General features: G+C 71.5%; 24 protein-coding genes. 9 read left to right on the top strand and 15 right to left on the bottom strand.

Annotated elements, in window-relative coordinates:
* The 3 genes from AB0J64_RS45705 to AB0J64_RS45695 all read left to right on the top strand — a co-directional run.
* Positions 1–210: hypothetical protein (locus AB0J64_RS45705; protein WP_364042198.1), on the top strand; the 210-nt coding region annotated here is incomplete at its 5' end.
* 84 nt (positions 211–294) lie between these two features.
* Complete coding sequence (locus tag AB0J64_RS45700) at positions 295–825, top strand: RNA polymerase sigma factor (protein ID WP_364042196.1); 531 nt, start codon at positions 295–297, stop codon at positions 823–825.
* Positions 822–1,988 (top strand): hypothetical protein, encoded by a 1,167-nt coding sequence (locus tag AB0J64_RS45695; RefSeq protein WP_364042194.1) that lies wholly within the window; start codon positions 822–824, stop codon positions 1,986–1,988. Before AB0J64_RS45700 ends, AB0J64_RS45695 begins: the two co-directional genes overlap by 4 nt.
* Here AB0J64_RS45695 and AB0J64_RS45690 read toward each other — a convergent pair.
* From AB0J64_RS45690 to AB0J64_RS45680, 3 genes are all read right to left on the bottom strand, one after another.
* Positions 1,975–2,514, bottom strand: a complete 540-nt coding sequence (locus AB0J64_RS45690; protein WP_364042192.1) for a hypothetical protein — start codon at positions 2,512–2,514, stop codon at positions 1,975–1,977. The two genes, AB0J64_RS45695 and AB0J64_RS45690, sit on opposite strands and share 14 nt — an antisense overlap.
* A gap of 360 nt (positions 2,515–2,874) precedes the next feature.
* Positions 2,875–3,339, bottom strand: a complete 465-nt coding sequence (locus AB0J64_RS45685; protein WP_364042190.1) for a nitroreductase family deazaflavin-dependent oxidoreductase — start codon at positions 3,337–3,339, stop codon at positions 2,875–2,877.
* A 138-nt stretch (positions 3,340–3,477) separates the two neighbouring features.
* A complete protein-coding gene (locus AB0J64_RS45680; RefSeq protein WP_364042188.1) occupies positions 3,478–3,948 on the bottom strand; it encodes a MarR family transcriptional regulator in 471 nt (156 codons plus the stop codon).
* A gap of 130 nt (positions 3,949–4,078) precedes the next feature.
* On the opposite strand from AB0J64_RS45680, the gene AB0J64_RS45675 reads away from it, so the two are divergent.
* Positions 4,079–4,915: an alpha/beta hydrolase gene (locus AB0J64_RS45675; RefSeq protein ID WP_364042186.1), complete on the top strand. Its 837-nt coding sequence runs from the start codon at positions 4,079–4,081 to the stop codon at positions 4,913–4,915.
* A 28-nt stretch (positions 4,916–4,943) separates the two neighbouring features.
* Here AB0J64_RS45675 and AB0J64_RS45670 read toward each other — a convergent pair whose 3' ends face one another.
* From AB0J64_RS45670 to AB0J64_RS45640, 7 genes are all read right to left on the bottom strand, one after another.
* A complete protein-coding gene (locus AB0J64_RS45670) occupies positions 4,944–5,417 on the bottom strand; it encodes a MerR family transcriptional regulator (protein WP_364042184.1) in 474 nt (157 codons plus the stop codon).
* 19 nt (positions 5,418–5,436) lie between these two features.
* A complete protein-coding gene (locus AB0J64_RS45665; RefSeq protein WP_364042182.1) occupies positions 5,437–7,929 on the bottom strand; it encodes an aldehyde dehydrogenase family protein in 2,493 nt (830 codons plus the stop codon).
* Between the two features lie 40 nt (positions 7,930–7,969).
* Complete coding sequence (locus tag AB0J64_RS45660; protein WP_364042180.1) at positions 7,970–8,290, bottom strand: hypothetical protein; 321 nt, start codon at positions 8,288–8,290, stop codon at positions 7,970–7,972.
* Between the two features lie 70 nt (positions 8,291–8,360).
* Entirely contained in the window at positions 8,361–9,329 is a 969-nt protein-coding gene (locus tag AB0J64_RS45655) for an endonuclease/exonuclease/phosphatase family protein (RefSeq protein ID WP_364042178.1), read from the bottom strand.
* A gap of 101 nt (positions 9,330–9,430) precedes the next feature.
* Entirely contained in the window at positions 9,431–9,679 is a 249-nt protein-coding gene (locus AB0J64_RS45650) for a helix-turn-helix transcriptional regulator (protein ID WP_364042176.1), read from the bottom strand.
* A complete protein-coding gene (locus tag AB0J64_RS45645) occupies positions 9,679–9,930 on the bottom strand; it encodes a hypothetical protein (protein ID WP_364042174.1) in 252 nt (83 codons plus the stop codon). The genes AB0J64_RS45650 and AB0J64_RS45645 overlap by 1 nt, the downstream gene beginning before the upstream one ends.
* Before the next feature lie 94 nt (positions 9,931–10,024).
* Complete coding sequence (locus tag AB0J64_RS45640; protein ID WP_364042172.1) at positions 10,025–11,332, bottom strand: amidohydrolase family protein; 1,308 nt, start codon at positions 11,330–11,332, stop codon at positions 10,025–10,027.
* A gap of 179 nt (positions 11,333–11,511) precedes the next feature.
* Here AB0J64_RS45640 and AB0J64_RS45635 point away from each other — a divergent pair, with 179 nt between their 5' ends.
* Both AB0J64_RS45635 and AB0J64_RS45630 read left to right on the top strand, forming a co-directional pair.
* Positions 11,512–12,471, top strand: a complete 960-nt coding sequence (locus tag AB0J64_RS45635) for a hypothetical protein (protein WP_364042170.1) — start codon at positions 11,512–11,514, stop codon at positions 12,469–12,471.
* Positions 12,472–13,035: 564 nt separating this feature from the next.
* Entirely contained in the window at positions 13,036–13,410 is a 375-nt protein-coding gene (locus tag AB0J64_RS45630; RefSeq protein WP_364042168.1) for an ASCH domain-containing protein, read from the top strand.
* A gap of 16 nt (positions 13,411–13,426) precedes the next feature.
* Here AB0J64_RS45630 and AB0J64_RS45625 read toward each other — a convergent pair whose 3' ends face one another.
* The gene (locus tag AB0J64_RS45625; RefSeq protein ID WP_364042166.1) at positions 13,427–14,203 is read right to left on the bottom strand and encodes a helix-turn-helix domain-containing protein; all 777 of its coding nucleotides are present in this window, start codon (positions 14,201–14,203) and stop codon (positions 13,427–13,429) included.
* Between the two features lie 85 nt (positions 14,204–14,288).
* Here AB0J64_RS45625 and AB0J64_RS45620 point away from each other — a divergent pair, with 85 nt between their 5' ends.
* Positions 14,289–15,497, top strand: coding sequence for an FAD-dependent oxidoreductase (locus AB0J64_RS45620; protein WP_364042164.1), 1,209 nt, complete (start codon positions 14,289–14,291; stop codon positions 15,495–15,497).
* 48 nt (positions 15,498–15,545) lie between these two features.
* Here AB0J64_RS45620 and AB0J64_RS45615 read toward each other — a convergent pair whose 3' ends face one another.
* Both AB0J64_RS45615 and AB0J64_RS45610 read right to left on the bottom strand, forming a co-directional pair.
* Complete coding sequence (locus AB0J64_RS45615) at positions 15,546–16,001, bottom strand: Lrp/AsnC family transcriptional regulator (protein ID WP_364042162.1); 456 nt, start codon at positions 15,999–16,001, stop codon at positions 15,546–15,548.
* Positions 15,976–16,572 (bottom strand): AsnC family transcriptional regulator, encoded by a 597-nt coding sequence (locus tag AB0J64_RS45610; protein ID WP_364042160.1) that lies wholly within the window; start codon positions 16,570–16,572, stop codon positions 15,976–15,978. Before AB0J64_RS45610 ends, AB0J64_RS45615 begins: the two co-directional genes overlap by 26 nt.
* Positions 16,573–16,683: 111 nt before the next feature.
* Between AB0J64_RS45610 and AB0J64_RS45605 the strand changes: the two genes are divergently transcribed.
* On the top strand, positions 16,684–18,168 hold the full coding sequence (locus AB0J64_RS45605; RefSeq protein ID WP_364042158.1) for an FAD-dependent monooxygenase: 1,485 nt from the start codon (positions 16,684–16,686) through the stop codon (positions 18,166–18,168).
* Between the two features lie 30 nt (positions 18,169–18,198).
* Positions 18,199–18,351 (top strand): hypothetical protein, encoded by a 153-nt coding sequence (locus tag AB0J64_RS45600; RefSeq protein WP_364042156.1) that lies wholly within the window; start codon positions 18,199–18,201, stop codon positions 18,349–18,351.
* Positions 18,352–18,512: 161 nt separating this feature from the next.
* Here the strand turns inward: AB0J64_RS45600 and AB0J64_RS45595 are convergent, their stop codons facing one another.
* On the bottom strand, positions 18,513–21,749 hold the full coding sequence (locus AB0J64_RS45595; protein ID WP_364042154.1) for a S8 family serine peptidase: 3,237 nt from the start codon (positions 21,747–21,749) through the stop codon (positions 18,513–18,515).
* 209 nt (positions 21,750–21,958) lie between these two features.
* Positions 21,959–22,660: a helix-turn-helix domain-containing protein gene (locus AB0J64_RS45590; RefSeq protein ID WP_364042152.1), complete on the bottom strand. Its 702-nt coding sequence runs from the start codon at positions 22,658–22,660 to the stop codon at positions 21,959–21,961.
* Positions 22,661–22,682: the final 22 nt, after the last annotated feature.

Genomic DNA, 22,682 nt, shown 5'->3' with positions numbered 1-22,682 from the left:
TGGTCGTACTGGGCGGCCCTGCTGGTCAACCTCACGCAGGCGGTTGCGCTCCCCGGCCTGGTGCCCGGGCAGGTCCACCAGGCGGCGCTGCAGCGGTTCGGGTTCCCCGGCCTGCTGCCGATCGTCGTCACCGGCGGCGGGGCGGTGCTGCTCACCTGCGCGCTCATCGCCCGGCTGATCTCCGTACGCGACGTCCGCACCGGCCCGTGAAGGCGCGGGATCAGCCGCAGGCGATGTAAGACCGTGCCTCTCGCGGCCATTACCTGGTGAAGGAGTCGTCGAAGGAGAGGCCGTGTGCTGAATGACGAGGAGTTCGGCGCGATGTTCACCGCGTACCGTGCCCGGGTGCACGCGTACGCGGTGAGCAGGTGTGGCCTGCAGCTCGCCGAGGAGGTGGTGAGCGAGACGTTCATGGTCGCCTGGCGGCGCCGGGGGGAGATGCCGGCCGGGGCCGGGCTGCCGTGGCTGCTCGGCGTCGCGCGCAACGTGACGCGCGGGCTCTACCGGGACGAGCTTCGCCGGGCCGCGCTGGACGAGACGCTGCGGGTGTGGGCCGGGCAGGCCGATCCGGACGTGGCCGACGAGGTGACCGAGCGGGCCGCCGTGCTGCGCGGGCTGGCCACGTTGAGCGACGCGGACAAGGAGGTTCTGACGTTGGTCGCATGGCATGGGCTGACCTCGGCGCAGGCGGCCGAGGTGGTGGGCAGTACGCGGTCGGCGTTCTTCGTCCGGCTGCACCGGGCCCGGCGGCGGCTTGAGGCCGCCATGGACGACGCGATGACGGCTCCCCGGCAGCGGGCTCTCGTCCCCGGGGAGGAGCGGTGAGGCGAAGGAACGTGCTGGACGTCCTGGCCGCCGCCCGCCCCGCCGACCTGGGCGGGCCCGCGAGTCCCCCGATCGCGGCGCGCCCGTCCGGGGAAAGGCGAAGCCGGTGGATCGGGGTGGTGGCCGCGTCGCTGGCCACGGCGGTGGTCATCGGCGGGGTGGCGCTGCCCCGGCTGATCGGCGGCGAGGTGTCCACGGGGCGCCTGCTCGGCGGTTCCGTTGCGGGCCCGCTGGACGAGGTGGCCGAGCGGGCGGCGGCGCAACCGGACGCCTCCGGCCGCTACTGGCACGCGGCCGGCTCCGTCCTGGGCGAGAAGGTCATCGGCCCGGCGCGGCACCCGTACCGGATCAAGACCCGGGTCGGGACGAGCCGGTGGGTGCCTCGTGACCCGGCGCGGTCCCTGGTGCTGGCGCAGCGCGGCCTGCCGAGCGTGCCGGCCTCGCCGGCGGACGAGGAGACCTGGCGGCGGGCCGGCGCGCCCGGCCTCTGCGGCGACGACACCGACTGCGGCAACGACACGGCGCCGCTCGGACGCACCCGGTACCTGTTCATGCCGGCCGGCTGGCCGTTCCATGAGGAGGGGCTCACGCTCGAGGTGGACGAGTTGCTCGAGCTGCCTCAGGAGCCGGGGGCGCTGAAGGAGCGGCTGCTGTCGTTCCTGCCCGCGTATAGCAGGGGCATGGCGGAGTGGCCGGCACCGCCCGCGGGAGCCTCCCTGCCGGGGAAGGACTCCTGGCTCCTGGGGCTGTCCCTCGACCTGCTGCAGTACGGGCCCGTCCGACCGGCCACCCGCGCCGCCCTCTACCGGATGGTCGCGGACCTGCCGGGCACCCGCGCCCTGGGCCGGGTCCGCGATGGGGAGGGCCGTTGGGGGCTCGCCGTCGGTTGGACGCGCCCGCTGGCCGACGGGCAGGTCGAGCAGCGGCTCGTCGTGGACGAGGCCGACGGTGACCTGCTCTCGGTGCAGAACGTCGTCGCCAAGGCGTGGACCTACGGCCCGCCGGGCACCACCGGGCTCGCCGGGCTGCCCGCGGGCACCGTCTACCAGGAGCTCGTCCACGACAAGCCGGGCTGGACCGATGTCCCTCCCCCGCTCCCCGCGTCATGCCCCGCCCGGCCCGTCGCAGGCGATCAATGCGGGGATGCGGTCAGGCCGAGGTGATCTCCAGGGTGACCAGGGAGTAGAAGCTCGAGACGGTGCCCAGCCCCGCCGTGCACAGCAGGAGGTTCGCGGACGGCGCGACGTTGGCCTGGACGACGGTGCTGCCGGCGAACAGCCCGGAGGTGACGGTCCCGGTCAGGGTGAAGGTGACCACGGCACCCGCGATGGTGGTGGTGGAGTTGCCGGAGATCGTGGAGGTCTGTCCGGTGTTCCAGGTGATGGTGTAGGCGAGGGGGGTGGCGGCGAGGAGATCCAGGCAGCTGCGCGAGGAGACGTTGACGCTGGTACGGGTCCCGGACGTCAGGGTGAGCTGGGACGCCGAGGTGCAGGGTCCGTACTGGGCGGTGTTGACCACCGTCACGGTCTGCGGCGTGAGGGTCAGCGCCGGGGTGTAGGTGGCGATGTTGCTGCTGGGCGGCGTACAGGTGACGTCCAGCACCCCAGCGGAGGCCGCGGGCGCGGTCGTCAGGACGGCGGCGCCCAGGGCGGTGGCGAGCAGGACGGCGAGCGAGCGGAAGCGGGCCATGGCAGCGGGCTCCTTTCGGGCGGTGCCTCGTGCGATGGTGCCCGGGAACGCGGCCGGCCTGCTGTTCCAGGACATTTCCCTTATCTCACGAGCCGGGCCCGCCGTCAGGAAGCCGGCGGTGGCCTGATGCGGCCACGTTCGGGCTCGGCGCACGCCCAGGCCGGCCGATCATTCGCCGGGGCCGGCGATCTCGATGAAGTACGGGGGGTCGTCCAGAGCGGCGGCGGCCCGCTCCCAGCGGGAGCGGCCGAGGGTGAGGACCGGGCAGGTGGCCATGGGCCGGCACCGCGAAGGTCCCGCAGGTCAGGTGGGGCGCGGGGAGAGGCGGAAGACTCGCAGTTCGCGGCCGGAGCGCTCGGTTTAGCCCTGATACAGCGGCCAGAAGCCGAGGAGCGCCTGCCAGGCCCGTTCGCGGTCGTCTCCGGCCAGCAGGGTCGCCGTCACCGGTGTCACGCGGCCGCGGAAGTTCACGGTGGCCTGCGGGGTCTTGAGCAGGTTGCCGCTCCATGCGGGGTGCCGGTCCCTGCCGAAGTTGCTGCCGACCACCAGGAACGAGCCGTCGTCCTGCGGCATGCAGGCCAGCGGGCTCTGTCGGGGCTGCCCGGTCCTGCTGCCGGTGGTGGTGAGCAGCAGGTGCGGGATCATCTGATCGCCCATGAGCACCCGGCCGCCGCTCAGCCGGTTGACGAGACGGTCGAGCGGCGGCACGATCTTGGGCGCGACCAGGGCGAAACCCCTGGTGCCCGCGAGCCACTGGAAGAACGGGCGCAGCGCGGCGCTGAACCGGGCTCTTGCCGTCGTCCTGTTGCGCTGCTGCTCGACCATGCCGGCCTCACGCCCTGGCTTCGGGCTGTTGGTGGGACCACGATAGCCCCGGCCAAGCGCTTGGTCCAATTGTGGCGTTTCTCGGGATCGCCTCCCTCAAGGTGGCCGACGTGTTGCGCAGCTCGGCCCGTTCCGCACCTAACCGACGGGGACACCGACGCGCGCGGACTCGAGTGCGCGGCGAAGCGCGGTGAGCGCCGCCCTCGCGGCGTCGATCTGGTCGGCGCTGACGGTGGGGCCGAGCAGCCCGCCGAGGTGTTCGTGGAAGGTTCGTTCGGCCTCGGCGACCAGCGCGGCTCCGTCGGACGTGAGGCTGATCAGCGAGGAGCGCCTGTCGGCGGGGTTCGGGAGCCGGGTGACCCATCCGCGCGCTTCGAGCCGATCGACGCCCTTGCTGATCGCGCCGATCCCGGCGGCGAAGTGCGTGGCGATGTCGGCGACGCGTGATCGCGGGTGGTCGCGAAGGTAGCGCAGGAGTTCGAACTGGGAGGTGACGATCCCGTGCTCCGCGCGGAGTTTCTCCCCCACGGCGTTGTAGAGCCGGGTCTCGCAGCGGACCAGGTCGTCGAAGAAACGGGCCAGCCCCTCGTCAGGGTAAGTAGTTGCCACGGCATATAGTTTAGACGAAACATGCCACGGCATGCAGTTGTCACTCGAACGATGAGGCGGCCACATGAGCAGGGATCAACGACACGCGCTGGACACGATGTTGCGCCAAGCGCCGCAACCGTCCGGACCAGTGCCGGTCGAACGGATGCGGGAGGGCTTCGCCGCGTTCATGGCGGCGTTCCCGATCCCGGATGGCGTGCGGCGGACACCGGCCGGGCTGGCCGGCCGCCCCGCGCTCCTCGTCGAACCGGAGGGTGATGCCAGGCCGGGAACCATCCTGTACTTCCACGGCGGCTCGTTCTCGCTCGGGTCGCCGCAGACCGCGATGGTCCTGACCGCGAGCCTGGTGGAGCGTACCGGCGTCCGGGCGATCTCGCTGGACTACCGGCTCGCTCCCGAGCACCCGTTTCCCGCCGCGATCGAGGACTGCGTCGCCGCCTTCCGCAGCCTGCTGGAGAGTGGCATCGACCCGGCGTCCATCCTGTTCGCGGGCGACTCCGCCGGTGGCGGGCTCACCGTGACGACGTGTCTGGCCGCCCGGGACGCGGGGCTGCCGATGCCCGCGGCGATCGCGGCGTTCTCGCCGGGGCTCGATCACACGCGCTCCGGCGCGACGATGAGCACCAAGGAAGGCATCGACCCGTTCTTCACCAGGGAGGGCATGGGCCGCACCGGCGAGATGTATCTCGCCGGTCAGGACCCGAACCAGCCGCTGCTCGCCCCCGCCGTCCACGCGGACCTGACCGGCTTCCCGCCGATCCTGCTCCAGGCCGGCACGAACGAACTGCTCCTCGACGACTCCGTGCGGCTGGCCGAGCGCGCCCGCGAGGCCGACGTCGACGTGATCCTCGACGTCACCGCCGGGGTGCCGCACGTGTTCCAGGCTTTCGCCGGGACGCTCGACGAGGCCGGCCAGGCGCTCGACCGAGCGGCCCTGTTCCTCACCCAGCATCTCAACGCCTACTGACACCCCACGCGGTCATCCCGCCCGCCGGTCAGCCTTCCGGGTGCCCGTCGTAGACGCGGATCTTGTATTCGGTCGTCTCCAGGGCGAGAGTGAGTTCGCGGATCTGCCGCACGATGCGGTCGCGCTGGTCGAGCATGATGCGCCGGCGTTCCGGGATGGTGTCCGGGCCGTCCTCGACGAGGGCGATGTAGCGTTTGAGATCCTGCATGGTCATTCCCGACAGCCGCATCCGGGTGAGGAAGATAAGGCGGCGCAGGTCGAACGCCGAGTACTCGCGGTAGCCGGAGGCGTTGCGTGCCGGCCGTACGAGTCCCTCCTGCTCGTAGTAGCGGAGGGTGTGGGGGGACAGGCCGATCAGGCGGGCGGCCTCGGCGACACTCTTGGGCGTCGCCGAGGTCTCGATCGAGGTGTCGTCGAGGAGTTCGTGCAGCGCATCGATGACCGACGCGGACGGTTCGTCGCCGGCGGCGAGGATGCGCTCGATCAGGTCTTCGGTGGCCATGTTCGACAGGGTACGGAGCTCAGAACGCGCGTAGCGCCGGCGGCATGCCGGGAAAGTCGGCCGTCCGGCTTACGTGCGCCCACTCCTCGACGTCGCTGAGCGCGTTGCTGTAGCTGCGGGTGAGATTGCGCACGGCCTCGGCGCCGAGCGGAAGCCTGAGCGGCGCGCCGGGCGTGTCGAGCATGTCGCGGATGGCCGAGGCGGCGCGTGCCGGGTCGCCCTCCTGGATGCCGTCGGCCTCGGCCATGTTCGCGCGGACGGCGCCGAGCACCTGGTCGTAGGTGGGGTGCCGGTCCACGGTGCTGAGGACGTCGGCGGCGTTGAAGGCGGTGCGGAAGCGGCTGGGCTCGGCGATGAGGACGCGGATGCCGAACGGCGCGACCTCGCCCGCCAGCGCCTCCGACCACCCTTCGAGGGCGAACTTGCCGGCCGAGTAGCTGCCGACTGCGGGGAAGGACATCCGCCCGCCCTGACTGCTCATCTGCACGATCGCACCGGAGTGACGCGCACGCATGTGCGGCAGCACCGCGCGCACGTAGGCGGCCGGGCCGAAGAGGTGCTGCTCGAGCATGTCGCGCAACTGCGCGTCCGTGACCTCTTCTGCGGCGCCCACCTGCCCGGCTCCGGCATTGTTGACCAGGACGTCGACGTGCCCGAATGCGTCGAGCGCGCGCCGTACGACCGCCGCGGCCCCGTCCGTGTCGCGCACGTCGTGCTCGACCGGCAGCAGCCGGCCACCGTACCGGGCAGTGAGCGCGTCGAACCGGCCGGCCCGCCGCGCCGTGCCGACCACCTGCTCGCCCGCGGCCAGCGCCGCCTCGGCCAACGCCAGGCCGAGCCCGGAGCTCGCACCGGTGATGATCCAGGTCTTGGTCTCGTTTGTCGTAGTCATGACGGCGAAGATAGACATTCGAGCGCGCTCGAAGGCAAGCAGGCTTTCCGGCGGGGGCCAAGAACCCACGACGAACAGCTCCGCGCCGCGATCATGCGTCCCGGGCTGCCCTACACCTGGAAGTACTCCAGATGTCCGTATCCCGCCCAGCCCGCCGCGTCTGCCGTGAGAACGGGCCAGCCATGGTCCAGCGCGAGGTGGGCCGTGTGGGCATGGTGCAGGGGCACCTCCAGCGGGCGTGGGGCGTGCCGGGCCTGACGGACGGCGGGTGATCCACTGCCATTCGGTGAAGCCCTCCGGGTCGGCGGGGCCGCCGAAGGCGTCGCCGTTGCCGGAGGAGCCCATGCCGCCGTACGGGGCCCAGGTCTCGTACACGACGGTCTGGTCGTTGACGTGGATGACGCCGGCCCGCAGCCGGTCGGCGATCGCGGAAGCCCGCGACTCGGAGCCGCTGCGGATGGAGGCGGTCAGGCCGTACTCGCCCATGTTCGCCAGCGCGACGGCCTCGTCCTCGGTGTCGTACGCGATGATCGGCGCGACCGGCGCGAAGATCTCCTCGGAGAACGCGGGCATGTCCGGCGTCACCCCGGACAGCACGGTCGGCCTGAAGAACGGCCCGTCGTGGCCGCCGCCGGCCAGGACGACGGCGCCGGCAGCCACGCTCTCGTCCACGATCCGCTGGGCGCGGTCGATCTGCGCCTGGTTGACGATCGGCCTGAGGTGGACCTCCTCCACCGCCGGGTTGCCCACGCGCAGCGTCTGGGCGCGGACGGCGAGCTTGGTGGCGTACGCGTCGGCGATCGAACGGTGCACGATGTACTTGCCGGCGGTCATGCAGACCTGGCCCTGGTGCATGCACGTGGCGAAGGAGCCCGCGGAGGCGGCGGCGTCAACGTCGGCGTCGGGCAGCACGATGTAGGGGTTGTTGCCGCCGAGTTCGAGCACGACCTTCTTCAGCAGCGGCGCCGCGGCCTCGGCGACCTTGCGCCCGGTGGCGGTGGAACCGGTGAAGGAGATCATCGCAGTGCCCGGGTCGGTCACGATCGCCTGGCCGGCGTCGCCGCCGCCGGGCAGCACCTGCAGCACCCCGGCGGGCAGGCCGGCCTCCTCGAACAGCCGCGCCAGCAGGACGCCGCCAGTGACGGGGGTGTGCGGGTTCGGCTTGAGCATCACGGCGTTGCCGGTCGCCAGGGCCGGCGCGAGCGTGCGCAGGGCCAGGACGAGCGGGAAGTTCCACGGCGTGATCACGCCGATGACGCCACGGGGCACCTTCCTGGCCTGGCTCAGCACGCCGGGCTCCGACGGCAGGATCTGGCCGAGCGGGCGGGTGGTGAGTGAGGCGCCGTGCAGCAGCAGCTCCCGGCTCTTGAACAGCTCGAACTCGACCTTGTGCCGGATGCCGCCGCTCTCCCGGATCAGCCATTCGGCCAGCTCGTCGTGGTGCTCGGACAGCACCTCGGTCGCGCGGACGAAGATGTCGCGCCGCTGCGCCGGGGGCGCCGCCGCCCAGGCGCGCTGCGCTTCGGCGGCCGTGGCCGTCGCGCGGGCGACGTCGGCGGGAGAGGCGGTGCCGACCTCGGCGATCCGCTCGCCGGTCGCCTTGTCGAACACGGCCAGCATCAGGGGTGTTTCCGCGAAAGACGCGGAGCGATCGCGGGCGTCAGATGTTGACCGGGCGGGCGACGGCCGGGTCCGCGCGGCTCACCATGACGGGGCCGCGGCGGACGCCGGCCTCCTCGATGCCGAACCGTGCGGCCAGGCTCTGCCGCACCTGCGCCACCGCGGCCTCCGAGCGGCCGGCCGCCTGCTCGTCGGCGAAGAACGTCACGGTCAGCGCCGAGCCGTCGCCGGTGTCCACGGCAGTGTAGAGCAGCGCGCCGACCTGCTCGGGGATACGGTCGGCGAACTCGCTGCCGACCTGCTTGAAGACCTCCTCGGCCGAGCCTGACTTCGTGGTGTAGACGCGGACTACGGCGTACATGGGCAGCTCCTGATCCTTGAAGGGAGGAGCCTCCAGCATAAGTCCTTAGGTGGGGACTTTTGTAGGTGGGTCAGGGCTGGACCCGGACCGAGACCGTGCCGACGACGATGCGATGGTCGGAACACGGCCCGCCGCAGGCGGTGCTGATCTCCAGCGAGTCGCCGGTGTACGGCCCGGCGATCGCGCTCTCCCGGGCGAAGAGCAGGTCGATCTTCGGCCGCTGCTTGCAGGGAGGGACGAGGCCGATCGCCTCGCCCTTGCCGTTGACCTCGCCGACCGTGGTCTCGCCGATGCCCGGGCAGGTCGGTTCGAGGTCGTCGAGCTCCCTGTACTGGCCGGTGTTGCCGCTGTTGTTCGGCACGTCGAGGCTGGGCGCGTACCAGTTGTCGAGCCGGCCGTACTGCGGCCGGGCGTTGAAGTCACCGCCGATGAGCACAGTGTCGCCGGCGTCGTGGAAGGCCTGGAGATACCCCAGCACCGCCGCGAGCTGCTGCTGGTTGATGTACTCGCCACCGATCAGCTCGTTGGACGTGGTGATGTGGGTGGTGCAGAACCGCAGATGCTTCCGGGCCGTCAGCGACACGCAGAGCAGCTTGTGCACCCCGCCGTTGTTGTCCTGCGGCAGGTCGTACTGGACGGCGGAGTCGAGGTCGCGGCGGCTGAAGATCGCGATGCCGAACCGCTCGCCGCCGCAGGCGCCGTCCGTGCCGGCCACCTCGTTCCTGATGGCCGCGAAGCGGGAGTAACTCGCGCCCTGAGGCCAGCCGAGCGTGCTCAGCGTGGCCTGGATCGCCTTGTACTGATCCCAGCAGAGCTCGTTGAACGCCGCGAAGTCGACGTTCCTCTCCTTGATCGACGCGGCGGCGGCCTTCGCCATGCCGTTGGTCGCGGAGCCGTCGTTCATCGTCCATCCGGACACGTTCCACTGCCACATGCGGACGGTCTCGACGACCGGCTCGTCGGCGTGTGCCGCGCCGCCGGGCAGCAGCATGATGGCGATGGCCGTGATGGCGGCTAAGGAGCGGGCAAGCGTTCGCATCTGAAGTCACTCCGATCTCGCCGCCACCCTCGTGCCGCGGGTGGAGGGCGCTGCTTGGGGGGTACGCGGATCGTAAACGCCGCCGCCCGGCCGCGAATCTGTCATCCGACCGGTTCTTCTGTGTCACGCCATGGGACGGGTGCGTACGACAGCAGGTCGCCGGGCTGACATTCGAGCACCTCGCACAGCTTGGCGAGCGTCGTGAACCGGATCGCCTTGGCGCGGTTGTTCTTGAGTATCGACAGGTTGACGTTGGTGATGCCGACCCTGTCGGCCAGCTCGGTGAGCGTCATCCCGCGCTCCTCCAGCAGCCGGTCCAGGTGCACCTCGACGTGCGGCTCGGCCGGCATCAGACGGTCCCTTCGAGTTCCTCGCGCATCCGTGCGCCGACGCGGACCACCTTCGACAGGACGGTGAGGCCGATGCCGGCGATCAGGAACGCCCAGGGGAAGTCCCAGTCGACGACGACCGAGTACCATGGCTCGCGCAGCCTGCCTGGCACCATCCAGTCGGTCAGGACTATCTCGGCGAGGGTCTCGTACAGCGACGACACCAGCGTGCCCACGCCGGGGATGAGCCCGGTGGCGCGCAGCCCGCGCACGACCGCCTCGTCGAAGCCGCTCCCGGCGGGCGCGGGCGATCAGCCGTTCGAGCTGGACGATCGCGGCGAGCAGGCGGCGTCGCGGACGCGCGGATCAGAACCGGCGGTCGATGAGGGAGCCGTTCTTCCACACGGCGGCGACGTCGCGCATCGCGGTGATGTCGCGCGTCGGGTCGCCGTTGACCAGCACCAGGTCCGCGCGGAGCCCGGGGAGCACGCGGCCGCGGTCCGCCAGTCCGTAGGCCGTCGCCGGGCCGGACGTGGCGGCGACCAGCGCCTCCTGGGGCCGCAGGCCGGCCCGTACCAGTGACTCCAGCTCGACCAGCATGCTGACGCCGTGCGCCACTCCGAACGCGCCGGCGTCCGTGCCGGCGAGGATCGGGACCCCGGCCCGCCGCAGGCGGCCCACGTTCTCCAGGCCCGTCTCCACGTTCCACGGCATCCTCACCGGCCAGGGCGTCTCGAGCTGCCGGCGCTGGTCCGGCGACAGGTACAGGGCCACCCGGGGATCGTTGACCACGGCGGCCCTGGCCGGGTCGTCCGCGTAGGTGGCCACGCCGAGCAGGGCCAGCGTCGAGGTGACGAAGGCGCCGCTCCCCTTCGCGTCCCGGACGAACGCCTCATCGGCGGGCACGTCGGAGTGCACGTGCGCCAGGCCGCTGACCCCGTTCTCGAAGGCCATGCGGGCATAGTGCTGCTTGGAGACGTGCACGACCGAGCGCACCCCTCTGCGCCGGGCGGCGGCGGCGAGCCCGCGCACCTGCGCGGCGCTGAGCGCCGGAATCGGCTCCCCCTGCATGCCGGCGTCCTCCAGCGCGATCTTGAGGAAGTCCGAGCCCTCGGCCAGGCGGGCGTCCACGAAGGCCGCCGGGTCCATGCCGTCCTCCAGCACGGGGAACTCGATGCCCTGGCCGGTCCCCCACCCGCCGGGAACGGTGGCCCAGGTTCCCGCCGTCCACAGGTCGGGCAGGCTCGTCGGAGCATGCGAGCGCCGCCGGTCCGCGAAGTCGCCCAGCTCCGCCAGCGTGGAGAAAAGGTTCAGCTCGGTGGTCACGCCGAAGCGCGGCGCGTCCCGGCGGCTCGCCTCGGAATAGTGCGAATGACTGTCGATCAGGCCCGGTACGAGCGTCCGCCCGCGCCCGTCGTGCACCGGCAGCCCTTGGGGAACGGCACCGCCGGACGTCACCGACCTGATCCGCCCGCCGGACACCACGACGTTCCCGGTCCCGAGCAGCCGGACACCGTCGAAGATCCGCGCGCCCGCGATGACGAACGGACCGGCGGGACCCTCGCCGCCGAAGCGGGCCGCGAGGGGCACGACCGCGGCGGTGGCCATGAATCCGCGACGGCTCAGCGGGTGGTCCCGCAAAGCGTGGAAGTAGCACATGGGTAGACCTCTCACGTCACTGCTCACAGGGAAGGAACCGGCCGAGCGTAGGCGGCCGTCCGGGAGCGGCGCATCTGTCATCCCACCGGTCGGCGAAGCCCGGACGTCGTGACGAGTCAGGCGACGGATTCGCGCGGGCGCCGTCACCCCGTACGGTGATCCGGCAAGTTGCCGCCAGCACCGCCGGGAGTCTCATGGCCGTCGAGGAGTACCTCATCACGGCGGCCGCGCGGCTCCTGGAGCAGTGGCTGCCGGCCGGTTCGTGGCGGTTCGAGGTCGTACGGGGCAGCGTGCCACACGCGGAATGGGATCCCGCGCGGGCGTGGGGGCACGCGAGGTTCCCGCGGGTGAGCAGGCGTTTCCCCGTCGCCGTCGAGCCGCTGACGTTCGACCAGGACCGGGGCTTCCACGCGGGCCAGCGCGCCGCGTCCGGCCGGCCGGACGCCGCCGCCGCGCACGTCATCGCGCTGCTGCGCGAGGTCATCGAACGGGACTCCCGGCCGCTGCCCCCGCACCTGCGGGCGTTGATCGGCTTCCTGGCCGGCGTGCTGGCCGAGTGGGACTGCGAGGACCTGCTGCGGCTCCACGTGGCGGCCGAGCCGGGAGGCCGTCCCCTCGACGGCGAGCTGCACCTGCTCGTACGCGATCTCGACGGCGAGACGTGCCGGCTGTCCCTCACTCCGGGCACCCCCCGGCCCGCCGCCCCCGACAACCGGATCGAATGGATCACCACGCTGCTCGGCGAGTTCCTCCGGGTGGGCCGCGACAAGCCGGTCGACTTCACGGTGAACGTCGAGGCGCACGGCTCCGACCTGGGCACCGACGCCGAGGCCGCGCTGCGCCCGTGGCGGCGGTTCGCGGACGACGCCCTCGCGCCGATGGACGCCGCAGCGCTGACCCGCGTCGTCGCCGACACCGAACGAACCGCCGCCGACCTGGCCGAAACCGTGTTCGGAGGCGACACGGGAGCGGGGGCGGGGCATCTCGTGGCCTTCCTGCTGCGCGACCTCTTCGACACGATCGCCGACCGCATCGGCGGCGGGCTGCTCGCCTTCGGCACGGGCTGGCCGCTCAAGTTCACCGGGGAGGGCGCCCGCCTGGTGCTGGTCGGCCCCCGCCTGGCGGCGGTCATCACGGTCGACGACCGCCACTGACGGCCCGCCGGCTCGGCGACGGGCCTGACACGTAGGTCAGGGCGGGCATTTCATGGGCATGTATGGGAGCCTCGACACATGACCCCCCCACGGCCGCCGCCACCGACGACACGTTGTCCGGTGAGCTGCGGGCCCTGCTTCGGGCCGGGCTGCCGATCAGGGCTGAGCAATGCGGTCCCGGCTTGCTCGGCCTGGCCTGGGTAGGTGTCCGCGCTCACGGCGATGATGAGGCCAGCCAAGCGCGGGCGCTGGACGCGCTGCTGCGCGACCAACTGGACCGGCTGCAGAACAACGAGCTGACCGCAGCGGCCCGGCTGCTGTTCGGTGCCGACCCGGCCACCTCCGGCGCCACGCTGACCGCGACGGGCGGCCGTCGCGTCCGCCGCCCGCTACGAAGCCCCCTTCGCAAGCGCGTCGAGCCCAAGCTGGTGGATCTGGTGGCCTGGCAACTGCGCCGGGCCAGCGAGGAAGCCGCCGCACGCGCCGTGGCGCCCGAACTGCGAACTGGGGCCGGGCAGCCGATCCTTCTATCGCAGTTACACCACCGCCGAATTGGACAGGATCATGACTCCCGGCCCGCAGAGCTCAACGGGCGTGCGCGCCCGCGAGATGAACCTCTACCGCCGCTACTTCGACCTGGTCGCCGCCGGCCGCAAGTCCATCGAGGTCCGCGTCCAGTACCCGAATCTGCGCAACCTTGCCGCGGGCGACCACATCCGGTTCGTGTGCGGACGTGACGACGCCCTTGTCCGGGTCAAGCGAGTGAGCCGGTACACCTCGTTCGAGGAGATGCTCGACGCCGAAGGCCCGGCCAACGTCAACCCCGACAGCCCCCGCGAACAACAACTGGCCGACATCCGCCGCATCTACGGCCCGGAGAAGGAAGCGCTCGGCGTGCTGGCCATCGAGCTCGAACTCCTCCAGCCCGCCACCACATAACCCCTTCACCCCGTGTTCATTCCAGGGCGGCGGCGCGCAGGAAGGCCGCGCTGAACTCCGCGCGTACCTGCTCCACCTCCGGCATGGCCGCGGCCGGCGCGGGTTCGAGGATCGGCCGGAGGAGCAGGTGGGTGACCAGCGGGCTGATCAGGAGCTGGATGAGCAGGGGAAGGGGCAGCGGGCGCAGGCGGCCGGCGCGTACGTGCGGGCCGAGCAGCGTCTGGAAGACCTGCACCAGCCGTGGCGCCCGCGCCAGCAGGGAGCGGCCGGTCGGCCCGTCGGAGCGGCCGAACGCGTCGGCGAGCATGGCGGGGAAGACGCGTGGTCGCCTGGTGAGGGCGGTGATGAGGGTGCGCTGGATGGCCTCGACGGTCTCGTCGAGCGCCGCAGGCGGGTCGGCCGCCAAGGCTTCCAGCTCGTCTATGGGGAGATGGCGGTCGAAGACCGCGTGCAGGAGGCCGTCGCGCCGGTCGAAGATCGCGTGCAGCGTCGGCAGCGAGCAGCCGGCGGCCGTGGCGACCGCGGACAGGGTGACGGCGCTCAGGCCGCGCGCCGCCATCAGCTCGGCCGCCGCCGTGATCGCCCGCTCGCGTACGGGGACGCGCCCTCCGGGGTCCACGCCGGCCGCGCGTACGGCCTCGTCGAGGGTCTTCCGGCTCCCGCCGAGCCGGCGGATCAGCGTGCTGCGGGACAGGCCCGCGGCGGCGGCGATCACGGGGAGGGGCACGTCGGCGACGTCCTGGCCGCGCCGCCGCGCCACGTCCACGGCGGCGCGGACGATGTCGTCCAACATGGAACTCAACATTACTACCAATAGGGCGAAGTGCCAGATACCTTCAAGAAAACTCTTCAAGCGATGAGTTATTGGAGGAGCTGACATGGAGACGACGGTCGTCGCGGCGGGCGGCGGGCCCGCGGGCATCATGCTCGGGCTGCTGCTGGCCAGAGCCGGTATCGACGTGGTGGTGCTGGAGAAGCACGCCGACTTCCTGCGGGACTTCCGTGGCGACACCATCCACCCGTCGACCATGGAGCTGATCGACCAGCTCGGCCTCACCGAGCGGTTCGAGCGGATCCCGCACGGCAAGGTGCACGAGTTCGCCATGGGCGAGGTGAAGCTCGGCTCGCTGACCGAGCTCGGCCTCAAGCACCCCTACATCGCCATCGCCCCCCAGTGGGACTTCCTCACCATGCTGGCCGAGGAGGGCCGGCGCCACCCCTCGTTCAAGCTGGTCATGAACGCCGAGGTGACCGAGCCGATCCGGGAGGCCGGGCGCGTCGCCGGCGTGCGCTACCGCGATCCGGACGGCCACCTGCACGAGGTACGGGCCGCGCTCACGGTCGCGACGGACGGCCGCCACTCCCGCATCCGCGCCGCCTCGGGGCTGGAGGTCAAGGAGACCGGGTCCGCGTTCGACACGCTGTGGTTCCGGCTGCCGAAGGAGAACGCCGACACGACCGAGCTGTACTTCCGGGTCGGCCCAGGGCGGTGGATCGTCGGCTTCGACCGGCGCACGTACGTGCAGATCGCGTACATGATCCCGAAGGGCGGCTTCGCGGCGGTCGAGCGGGCCGGCATCGGGGAGATCCGCGCGGGGACGGCCGCGGTCGTGCCCGAGCTGGCCGCCCGCATGCGGCACCTCACCTCCATGGACGACGTGACCATGCTGGAGGTACGCGTCAACCGCGCCGTCCGCTGGCACCTGCCCGGCCTGCTGCTCATCGGTGACGCCGCGCACGCCATGTCGCCCATGGGCGGAGTGGGCGTCAAGCTAGCGCTCGACGACGCCGTGGCCGCCGCGAACCTCCTGACCGAGCCGCTGCTGCGGGTTCAGCGCGACGGTACGGAGCTGCCGGAGAAGCCACTGGCGGCCGTGCAGCACCGCCGGGAGCTGCCCACCGTTGTCACACAGAAGTTCCAGCAGGCCGCCTACTCCAGGCTCGTCGAGCCGGCGTTCCGCCACGAGACGCCCGCCATGCCGGCGGCGCTGCGGGCGATCCGGCACATTCCCGCGATGCGACGCCAGATCCTGCGGGTAATCAGCGTCGGCGTCCGCCAGGAGCACATCCGCACGCCGTCGGTCTAGCCGGGCACGCCGGCTGAACGCGCGTGCGGAGGACAGCGGAAGGACCGCTCACTGTCGGCTGCTCTTGATGTTGCGGAGCACAGGGCCGGTCTCCAGGTGCCGGATGCCGGGGAGCGGGGCGATCCGGCGGGTGAGATAGTCGTACAGGGCCGGCGTGGTGGGGCAGGCGACGCTGGCATAGATGCTGGTCGGGCCGGTGGTGGCCGCGGCGTAAGCGACCTCGGAGTGCCCGGCCAGGGCGTTGCCGACGATGTCGAGTGCTGCGGGCTCGACCGACAGCCACAGCACGGCCCACGTGGCTATGGCGGGGAACAACCGCTGGTCGACGTCGATGTCGAAGTACAGGGTGCCGCCTTGGCCCAGCTCGGTCATGCGCCGGCGTACGGTGTCGCGCGACCAGCGGGTGATGGCGGCGAGTTCGGCGAGCCCGGTGCGGCCGTCGTCGGCCAGGGCACCGAGGAGCAGCCGGTCTCCGTCGTCAAGCGCCCTTGGACGGTGGGGCAAGCGTGGTGTCGTCCGGCTGGGGTGATCGGATCTGGCCGGCGGTGAGGCCGCTGTGGTCGGCAAGCGTGGTGTCGTCCCGCTGGAGTGATCCGATTTGCTCGGCGGTGAGGCCGCTGTGGTCGGCGATGAGGCGATGCAGGCCGCGGGTGAAGGTGCGCAGGAGGTAGTGCGCGGTGACGCCCTCGACCCGCGGGGTGCGGGGAAGAAGGTCGAGCAACAGGGACTCGCCGGCCCCGGTGTGGCTGATCACCATGCACACGATCTCGGTGCCGCCGGATGTCAGCCGGACCCAGGCGGTGTCGTTCCGCCGGGCCAGCGCTTCGGCCACCGCCGTCGCCGCGCCCGGTGCACAACGTACGCGGACGAACCACGGCGCGCTGGCGTGCAGATACGGGTCGGTGAGTCCCCGGACACGCAGAGCCCCGCCGGAGCGCAGGCGTGTGTAGCGGCGCGCGACGGTCTGGTCCGACACGCCGAGAACGGCCGCGAGCCGGCTGAACGGCGCCCGGGGGTTGATCTGCAGCGCGTGGGCGAGGCGGCGGTCGAGCCCGTCGAACGAGTCGGATCTCATCCACATGACGGTACAGAACGTCGAAATTGACGACGTTGGGCAGGACTGAGCGGCATCTGCCGCGATCTTCCAGGAAGGTGGGGGCGCCATCGAGACGAGGAGAAAACCTGAATGACGATTGTGGACGTGATCGTGGCGGGCGCGGGCCCGGCCGGGCTGATGACCGCGGCCGAGCTGTCGCTGGCCGGGGTACGCCCCCTGGTGCTGGACTCGTTGCCCGGCCGTAACCCGATGTCACGGGCGGGAGTGATCCATTCGCGCACGGCCGAGCTGTTCGACCAGCGCGGGCTGCTCGAGCCGCTGCTGGCGACCGGCGACTTCCCCAGGACCGAGATCGGCCACTTCGCCGGCCTTCCGGTCGATTTCCGGGCCTGGCCGACCCGCCACCCCGCTTACAACGTCCCGCAGGGCAAGATCGAGGAATTTCTCGAGAACCGCCTGGCCGGCGGGGGTCTCCCCGTACTGCGCGGGCATCAGGTGACCGGTCTGGAGGCCGAAGCCGAAGGGGTCACGGTGACGGCCGACGGTCCCGGCGGCGTGGTGCGGTTTCGCGGGCGCTACCTGGTGGCCGCCGACGGCGGGCGCAGCACGATACGCCGGCTGCTCGATCTGGACTTCCCCGGCCGGCGCGGCACCTCGGCCTCGGTGACCGCCGAAGCCGTTCTGGCCGGCCCCGCCGGCACCCGGCAAGGGCTGGCGCGAGGCCGGTCCGGGCACTGGGCCATCCAGTTCCCGCTGGAAGGGCGGGTACGCCGGCTGGTCGTCGGCGGGCCGGGGACGGCGGCGCCCAGAGACGCGGAGGTGAGCGCGGACGAGCTGCGTGACACGCTGCGCGCGGTCTACGGTGACGAGGTCGAGCTGGTCGGCATCCGCCGGGCCGCCCGGATCGACGACGCCGCGCGGCAGATCACCTCCTATCGCGTGGGCACGGTGTTCTTCGCCGGCGACGCCGCGCACATCCACCTGCCTCTCGCCGGGCAGGGAGTGAACACCGGCCTTGGTGACGCCTTCAACCTCGGGTGGAAGCTGGCAGCCGCGGTGCACGGGTGGGCGCCGGACGGGCTGCTCGACACCTACCACAGCGAACGGCATCCGGTCGGCGCCCGCGTGCTGGCCAACACGCAGACGCAGGGGCTGCTGATGGACCGGGCGGGCACCGGCAACCCGGATCTGTCTCCGGCGCGGGAACTGCTCGCCGAGCTGCTGCGGGTGCCCGGGGCCATGCGATGGATGGCGGGGATGATGACCGGGCTGGACATCCGCTACGACATGCCCGGTGGCTCCGCGGAGCCCCTGCTGGGCATGCGTGTGCCCGAGTTCGACGTGACCGTGGGCGGGCAGCGCCGCCGGGCGCATTCGCTGCTCTCCAGCGGACGCGGAGTGTTGCTCGACTTCACCGGCTCCGGCCGGTTCGCGGCGCACGCGAGCCTGTGGGACGACCGGGTGGATCACCTTCGAGCCGTTCCCCATGACAACATCCCGGCGGCGGCGATGCTGATCCGGCCTGACGGTTATGTCTGCTGGACCAGTGGACTCGGTCATGTCGGCCACGGCCTGCGCGCCTGGTTCGGCACCGGACGGTCTTCCGCTTCCTGAGAGCCGCCACGACGAGACCTGAGGGATCCCATGTTCGTCACCTATGTCATCGTGACCCTGGTTACCGCGATCGCGAACCTCTATGCCGCCTACCTGGACTTCTCCGGCAACGAGCAGATCCTGGCCGTCATGAGGATCAAGCGGGTACCGCCGTCATGGACGTTCCCCCTGGGAGCCGCCTAGGCCTCCCGAGACGAAATCTCCACTCCCGCCGCCACCGCCCCAGTTTGCCCGATCTCGTTGAACCGGCGGATCACCGTGCTCATCGTGCCGCGCCGCACGATGCGCGGCGGCTCCTGCTCTTCCGACTCCGTGAGCCTGCGCACCCTGACCGGGTGCGCGCTTCACGCCGTACGGTAGGCGCGGATGATCGTCTGCTCGACGGTGTTGCCGGAGACGTCGGTGGCCTTGGCCCGCAAGGACACATGGCCCGCGGCCGGATTCTGGAGGAACAGCACGCCGCCCGTGGGCGTCCTGACCAGCCTTGGGGTGCTCCAGGTCGCTCCGTCGTCGGTGGACGCCTCCACGGTCAGGTCCTTCAGCAGGTGGCCGTCCGCGCCGGAGCCCATTGCCGGCCGCACGGTGACGGGCACCGTGAATGGCACGCCGCCACGGGCGACGTTCCGGTTGTCCAGCGCGGGCGTGAAACTGATCGTCGCGGCCGGGAGCCGTACGGTGCCGGGCGCCTGCTCGGACCTGAACGTCCAGGCGGTGAAGACGCGGGTGGAGGTGAAGGGTTCGTCCCGCTCGGCCTCTGTCTCCACGCGGTAGGTCGCCGCCTCGGGCGGGACGGTGAACACCTGGGCGCTGACCGCCGCCCCCCCGGCCACCAGCAGCCCGTCGCGATAGAGCGCCGAGCGCTGCCGTGGCGACGGGGAATAGCCCGGACGGCCCTGCCCGTCACCGTGGTAGTAGTCGAAGTTCACGAAGATCCGGTCGCCGGTCCTGCTGATCCCGTCGCCCGGCACGTCCGCATAGTAGGGGGCGGGGGCGAACACGCCGCGGTTCCACCATTCGGTCGTCGTGTGGCCGCGCTGATAGGTGGCCGCCCCGCCGACGCCCTGGACGGTCTCGCCCTGCGCGTCGGTCTCGTCGAACCAGCGCACCCACTCGATCCCGCCGTCGGTGTTGACGTACTCGGTCTGTACGGAGGGCAGCGCGATGTCCTTGCCGGCGAACGAGTGCGCGAAAGGGGCGTCCTGCGGTTGCGGACCCGCGGCCGTGGAGCCCGTCGTGCCCGCGAGTTGCTGGGCGTAGTCCACCTTGACCGTCGCCAGCTCCCGCCGGGTCACCTTCCGCTGGAAGCCGGTGACCATCCGGCCGGGGGTGAAGTACCCCAGATGGTAGGCATGGGAGCCGCCGTCGAGCCAGGTGCCGGACACCTTGCTCAGGGCATGGGGGTAGGTCTGGTCTCCGCCGAGTTGCGCGCCGTAGAGGGTCTCGAACGAGGGTCTGGAGAGCGAGCTGGAGAAGTACGTGCCGTCGGCCAGCCGCCCGCGGTAGCCGAGCTGGGCGTTGACCTGTTCGGCCTCCGGATCGGGCGGGATGATCGACAGGGGCATTCCGAGCCTGGCGTCGAGGTCGAGCGTACGCGGGCCGGTCAGCTCCAGTCCGGGGTGCGTGAGGAGGGTTCTGGTCGCGCCCAGGAAGGTCGTGCTGATGAACCAGGTGCCTCTGGGCAGGCGGAGCGTGGTGCCGGCCGGCTGGCCCATGAGCTCGATCCTGTCCTGGGAGTCGCCTTGCAGCGGTTGCAGCACGGTGTTGATGCTCGTCGCGGGCCGGCCGTCCCGGTCGGTCTGGTTGAGGGTGAGGTCGTAACTCTCCACCTCTCTGTCCACGCCGAGCGGCGTGCTGACCTCGGTGCCGCCGCCGGTCGCCGTGAGATACCCGCCGAGCGGGCCGTCGGGGAGGTCCGCCGAGGTGTCGGCGGTCACCGACACCTCGGCGCTGCCGCCGGCGGGAACGGTGACCGAGCCGGGGGCCACGCTGAACAGCGGCGCGTCGAGCGGCCGGCCCGCGCCGTCGATGGCACGTACAGACAGGTCGAGGGTGACCGGTGCCCGGCCGGGGTTGGTGTAGGTCAGCGTCCTGGTGATCGGCTCGTCGTCGGCGTGCGGCCAGCGCTGCTGCCCGAACCCCAGGCCGGGCGGGTTCGCCGTGACGACCTGGGTGATGGCCCGGGCGACGTCCACGCGGCCCGCGCCCTGACCGAACACGCCGATCGCCGCGGGCCGGGCCGAGGCCATCAACGCGGCCTTGAGCTGGGCCGGAGTCCAGCCGGGGTGTTGCGCGGCCATGATCGCCGCCGCACCCGCGACGTGCGGCGCGGCCATCGACGTGCCTGACAGGGACAGGTACGGCCCCTGCCCCTCCCGCGCGTGACTGCTGCGCGCGGCCACGATGCCGACCCCGGGAGCGGTGATGTCGGGCTTGAGCGCGTGGTCTCCGACGCGCGGACCCTGACTGGAGAACGCGGCGAGTTGCTCGTTCCTGTCCACCGCGCCGACGGTCAGCGCGGAGTCCGCGCTTCCCGGGCTGCCGACCGTACGTTGCTTGCCCCCGTTGCCCGCCGACACCACGAACAGGGTCCCGTACTGAGCGGTCAGGTTCTCCAACGCCTGCTCCACGGGGTCGAGCCCGGGAGCGTCCGTGTCGCCCAGGCTCATGTTCACCACCTTCGCGCCCTGCTCGGTGACCCACTGCATGCCTGCGATGATCGCGGAGTCATGGCAGGACTCCCCGCAGACCTTCGCGCTGAGCACCGTCGCGCCGTACGCGACACCGCGATTGCGCCCGCCGGAGGCCTGCCCGTTGCCGGCGATGGTCGAGGCCACGTGCGTGCCGTGACCGATGACGTCGTTCTCCTCGGGATCCGAGGTGAAGTTGCGCTGTGCCGCGATCCGCCCGGCGAGGTCGGGGTGGGTGGCGTCCACGCCGGTGTCCACCACGCCGACCTTCACGCCCGTACCGGTGAGCCCGCGCTCCCACGCGGCCGGCGCGCCGATCTGGGGCACGCTGCTCTCGAGCGTGGGCCTCATCCGGCCGTCCAGCCAGACCTTCTTCACACCGGTGGCCTTCAGAGCGCGTGCGGTGAGCTCGGTCCAGAACGTGGTGCGGTCCTTTCGCTCCGCTTGGACGGCGAGAGCGTCGATGCTGGGCAGCTCACGCACGACGCGGGCGCCGGCGGCGGACAGCCGATCGCGTACGGCACTCCTGGCCGCGGGACCCTCGTGGGAAATGATCAACGGGAGGGAATCCTGGCAGCCGTAGCCGAGATCCAGGAGGTTCGTCACGTCGAACAGACGGCTGTCGAGCCGACCGGATGCCAGGAGCGGCGCGGCGTCGGCGGGCACCACCCGTAGCGTGTCGCCTGCCTGGTCGACGGCGAAGGTGACGTCCTCGCGGCCTGGGCCACGCTCGATGACGTGACCGCCGGGGACCAGGCGCACCTTGTCCCCGGTGATCAGTGTGACAGCACACGCCGTTCCTTCGGCCGCCGCCAGGTGCGGGGTCCCGCCTTCCGCTGCCAGGGCGGGGGCGGGGAGCAGCAGCAGGAGTAAGGCGCTGATGGTCAGCTTCAACGGGCAGGCCCCTCGTCGGTGATGCATCGATCCTTGCGTTTCCGTATTCATCTACGCGTGAGCCGGGACGAAAGGTTGCCCTGGTCTTGGCGCCTCGCCTCACAGATGCCGGGGTGAAGGGGGGGTCCGGTACGGGTGATCAGCGCTGCTGCGGTCGCCGGCAGGAGCCCTGGGGCCTCGCGAAGCCGGACGCGTCATGCTGAGCCACATCATCGCCGCGCGCCCGCCGGCGCGCCACCGCGGTCGTCGTCGTGGTTGAGGCGCATCATCCGTGAGGCGCCTGGCGGCAGGGTGGGGTGGCAGCGGCAGCGGGCCTGGATGGAGGTCTTCTCATCCGCGCTGATCACGTACTCGTCGTCGCCGAGCGGCAGGCCGTCCCAGATGCGGGCATACAGATCCAGCACGCGGGCGGCCTTGACGGTGAAGTCCGGGTCGCGGATGAAGATCCACGACTGGTATTGCCAGGGCTTGAGCGCGGCGGTGGCCAGGATTCGGCGCACGGTGGAAGCGGAGATCGCGCCGGCAGTGCCGCGGCCGACGACCTCGCCGGCCAGTTCCGGGCGACTCCAGCGTGACAGCGGCACGCTGGTCTCGGCGGGCAGTTGGCAGGCCAGGGCCTTGATCTCGGCGACCTGGATCGCCGTGAAGCGAGGTGGACGCCCTGGCCGAGGCCGGTCGGTCAGGCCTTTGAGCCCTTCGTCGGCGTAGCGGCCCCGCCATAACCGTACGGTGTCCACGGTGACGCCGCGCCGCCGGGCGATCGCCGCGTTGGAATGGCCGTGTGCGGCATCCAGCACGATCCGGACCCGGATGACCTTCTGGTAGGCAGCGGTATGGGAGTAGGCCAGCCGCTTGAGACGGCGCCGTTCGGTGGCGGACAGAGTGATCTGGCAAGCGCGGAGAACAGGCACCAGGGCGGCTTTCTGCAGCGGA

This window comes from Nonomuraea sp. NPDC049695 (genome assembly GCF_040674955.1).
Classification (GTDB): domain Bacteria; phylum Actinomycetota; class Actinomycetes; order Streptosporangiales; family Streptosporangiaceae; genus Nonomuraea; species Nonomuraea helvata.
The sequence above is the reverse complement of the archived record's forward strand: the minus strand, read 5'-3'. Positions and strand labels throughout refer to the sequence as shown.

Excerpts from the sequence above, each read along its gene's own strand:
- AB0J64_RS45690 (WP_364042192.1), bottom strand. The coding sequence starts at position 2,514 with ATGGCCCGCTTCCGCTCGCTCGCCGTCCTGCTCGCCACCGCCCTGGGC.
- AB0J64_RS45685 (WP_364042190.1), bottom strand. The coding sequence starts at position 3,339 with ATGGTCGAGCAGCAGCGCAACAGGACGACGGCAAGAGCCCGGTTCAGC.
- AB0J64_RS45670 (WP_364042184.1), bottom strand. The coding sequence starts at position 5,417 with ATGGCCACCGAAGACCTGATCGAGCGCATCCTCGCCGCCGGCGACGAA.
- AB0J64_RS45665 (WP_364042182.1), bottom strand. The coding sequence starts at position 7,929 with ATGCTGGCCGTGTTCGACAAGGCGACCGGCGAGCGGATCGCCGAGGTC.
- AB0J64_RS45660 (WP_364042180.1), bottom strand. The coding sequence starts at position 8,290 with ATGTACGCCGTAGTCCGCGTCTACACCACGAAGTCAGGCTCGGCCGAG.
- AB0J64_RS45655 (WP_364042178.1), bottom strand. The coding sequence starts at position 9,329 with ATGCGAACGCTTGCCCGCTCCTTAGCCGCCATCACGGCCATCGCCATC.
- AB0J64_RS45650 (WP_364042176.1), bottom strand. The coding sequence starts at position 9,679 with ATGCCGGCCGAGCCGCACGTCGAGGTGCACCTGGACCGGCTGCTGGAG.
- AB0J64_RS45635 (WP_364042170.1), top strand. The coding sequence starts at position 11,512 with ATGGCCGTCGAGGAGTACCTCATCACGGCGGCCGCGCGGCTCCTGGAG.
- AB0J64_RS45630 (WP_364042168.1), top strand. The coding sequence starts at position 13,036 with ATGACTCCCGGCCCGCAGAGCTCAACGGGCGTGCGCGCCCGCGAGATG.
- AB0J64_RS45625 (WP_364042166.1), bottom strand. The coding sequence starts at position 14,203 with ATGTTGGACGACATCGTCCGCGCCGCCGTGGACGTGGCGCGGCGGCGC.
- AB0J64_RS45620 (WP_364042164.1), top strand. The coding sequence starts at position 14,289 with ATGGAGACGACGGTCGTCGCGGCGGGCGGCGGGCCCGCGGGCATCATG.
- AB0J64_RS45610 (WP_364042160.1), bottom strand. The coding sequence starts at position 16,572 with ATGAGATCCGACTCGTTCGACGGGCTCGACCGCCGCCTCGCCCACGCG.
- AB0J64_RS45605 (WP_364042158.1), top strand. The coding sequence starts at position 16,684 with ATGACGATTGTGGACGTGATCGTGGCGGGCGCGGGCCCGGCCGGGCTG.
- AB0J64_RS45600 (WP_364042156.1), top strand. The coding sequence starts at position 18,199 with ATGTTCGTCACCTATGTCATCGTGACCCTGGTTACCGCGATCGCGAAC.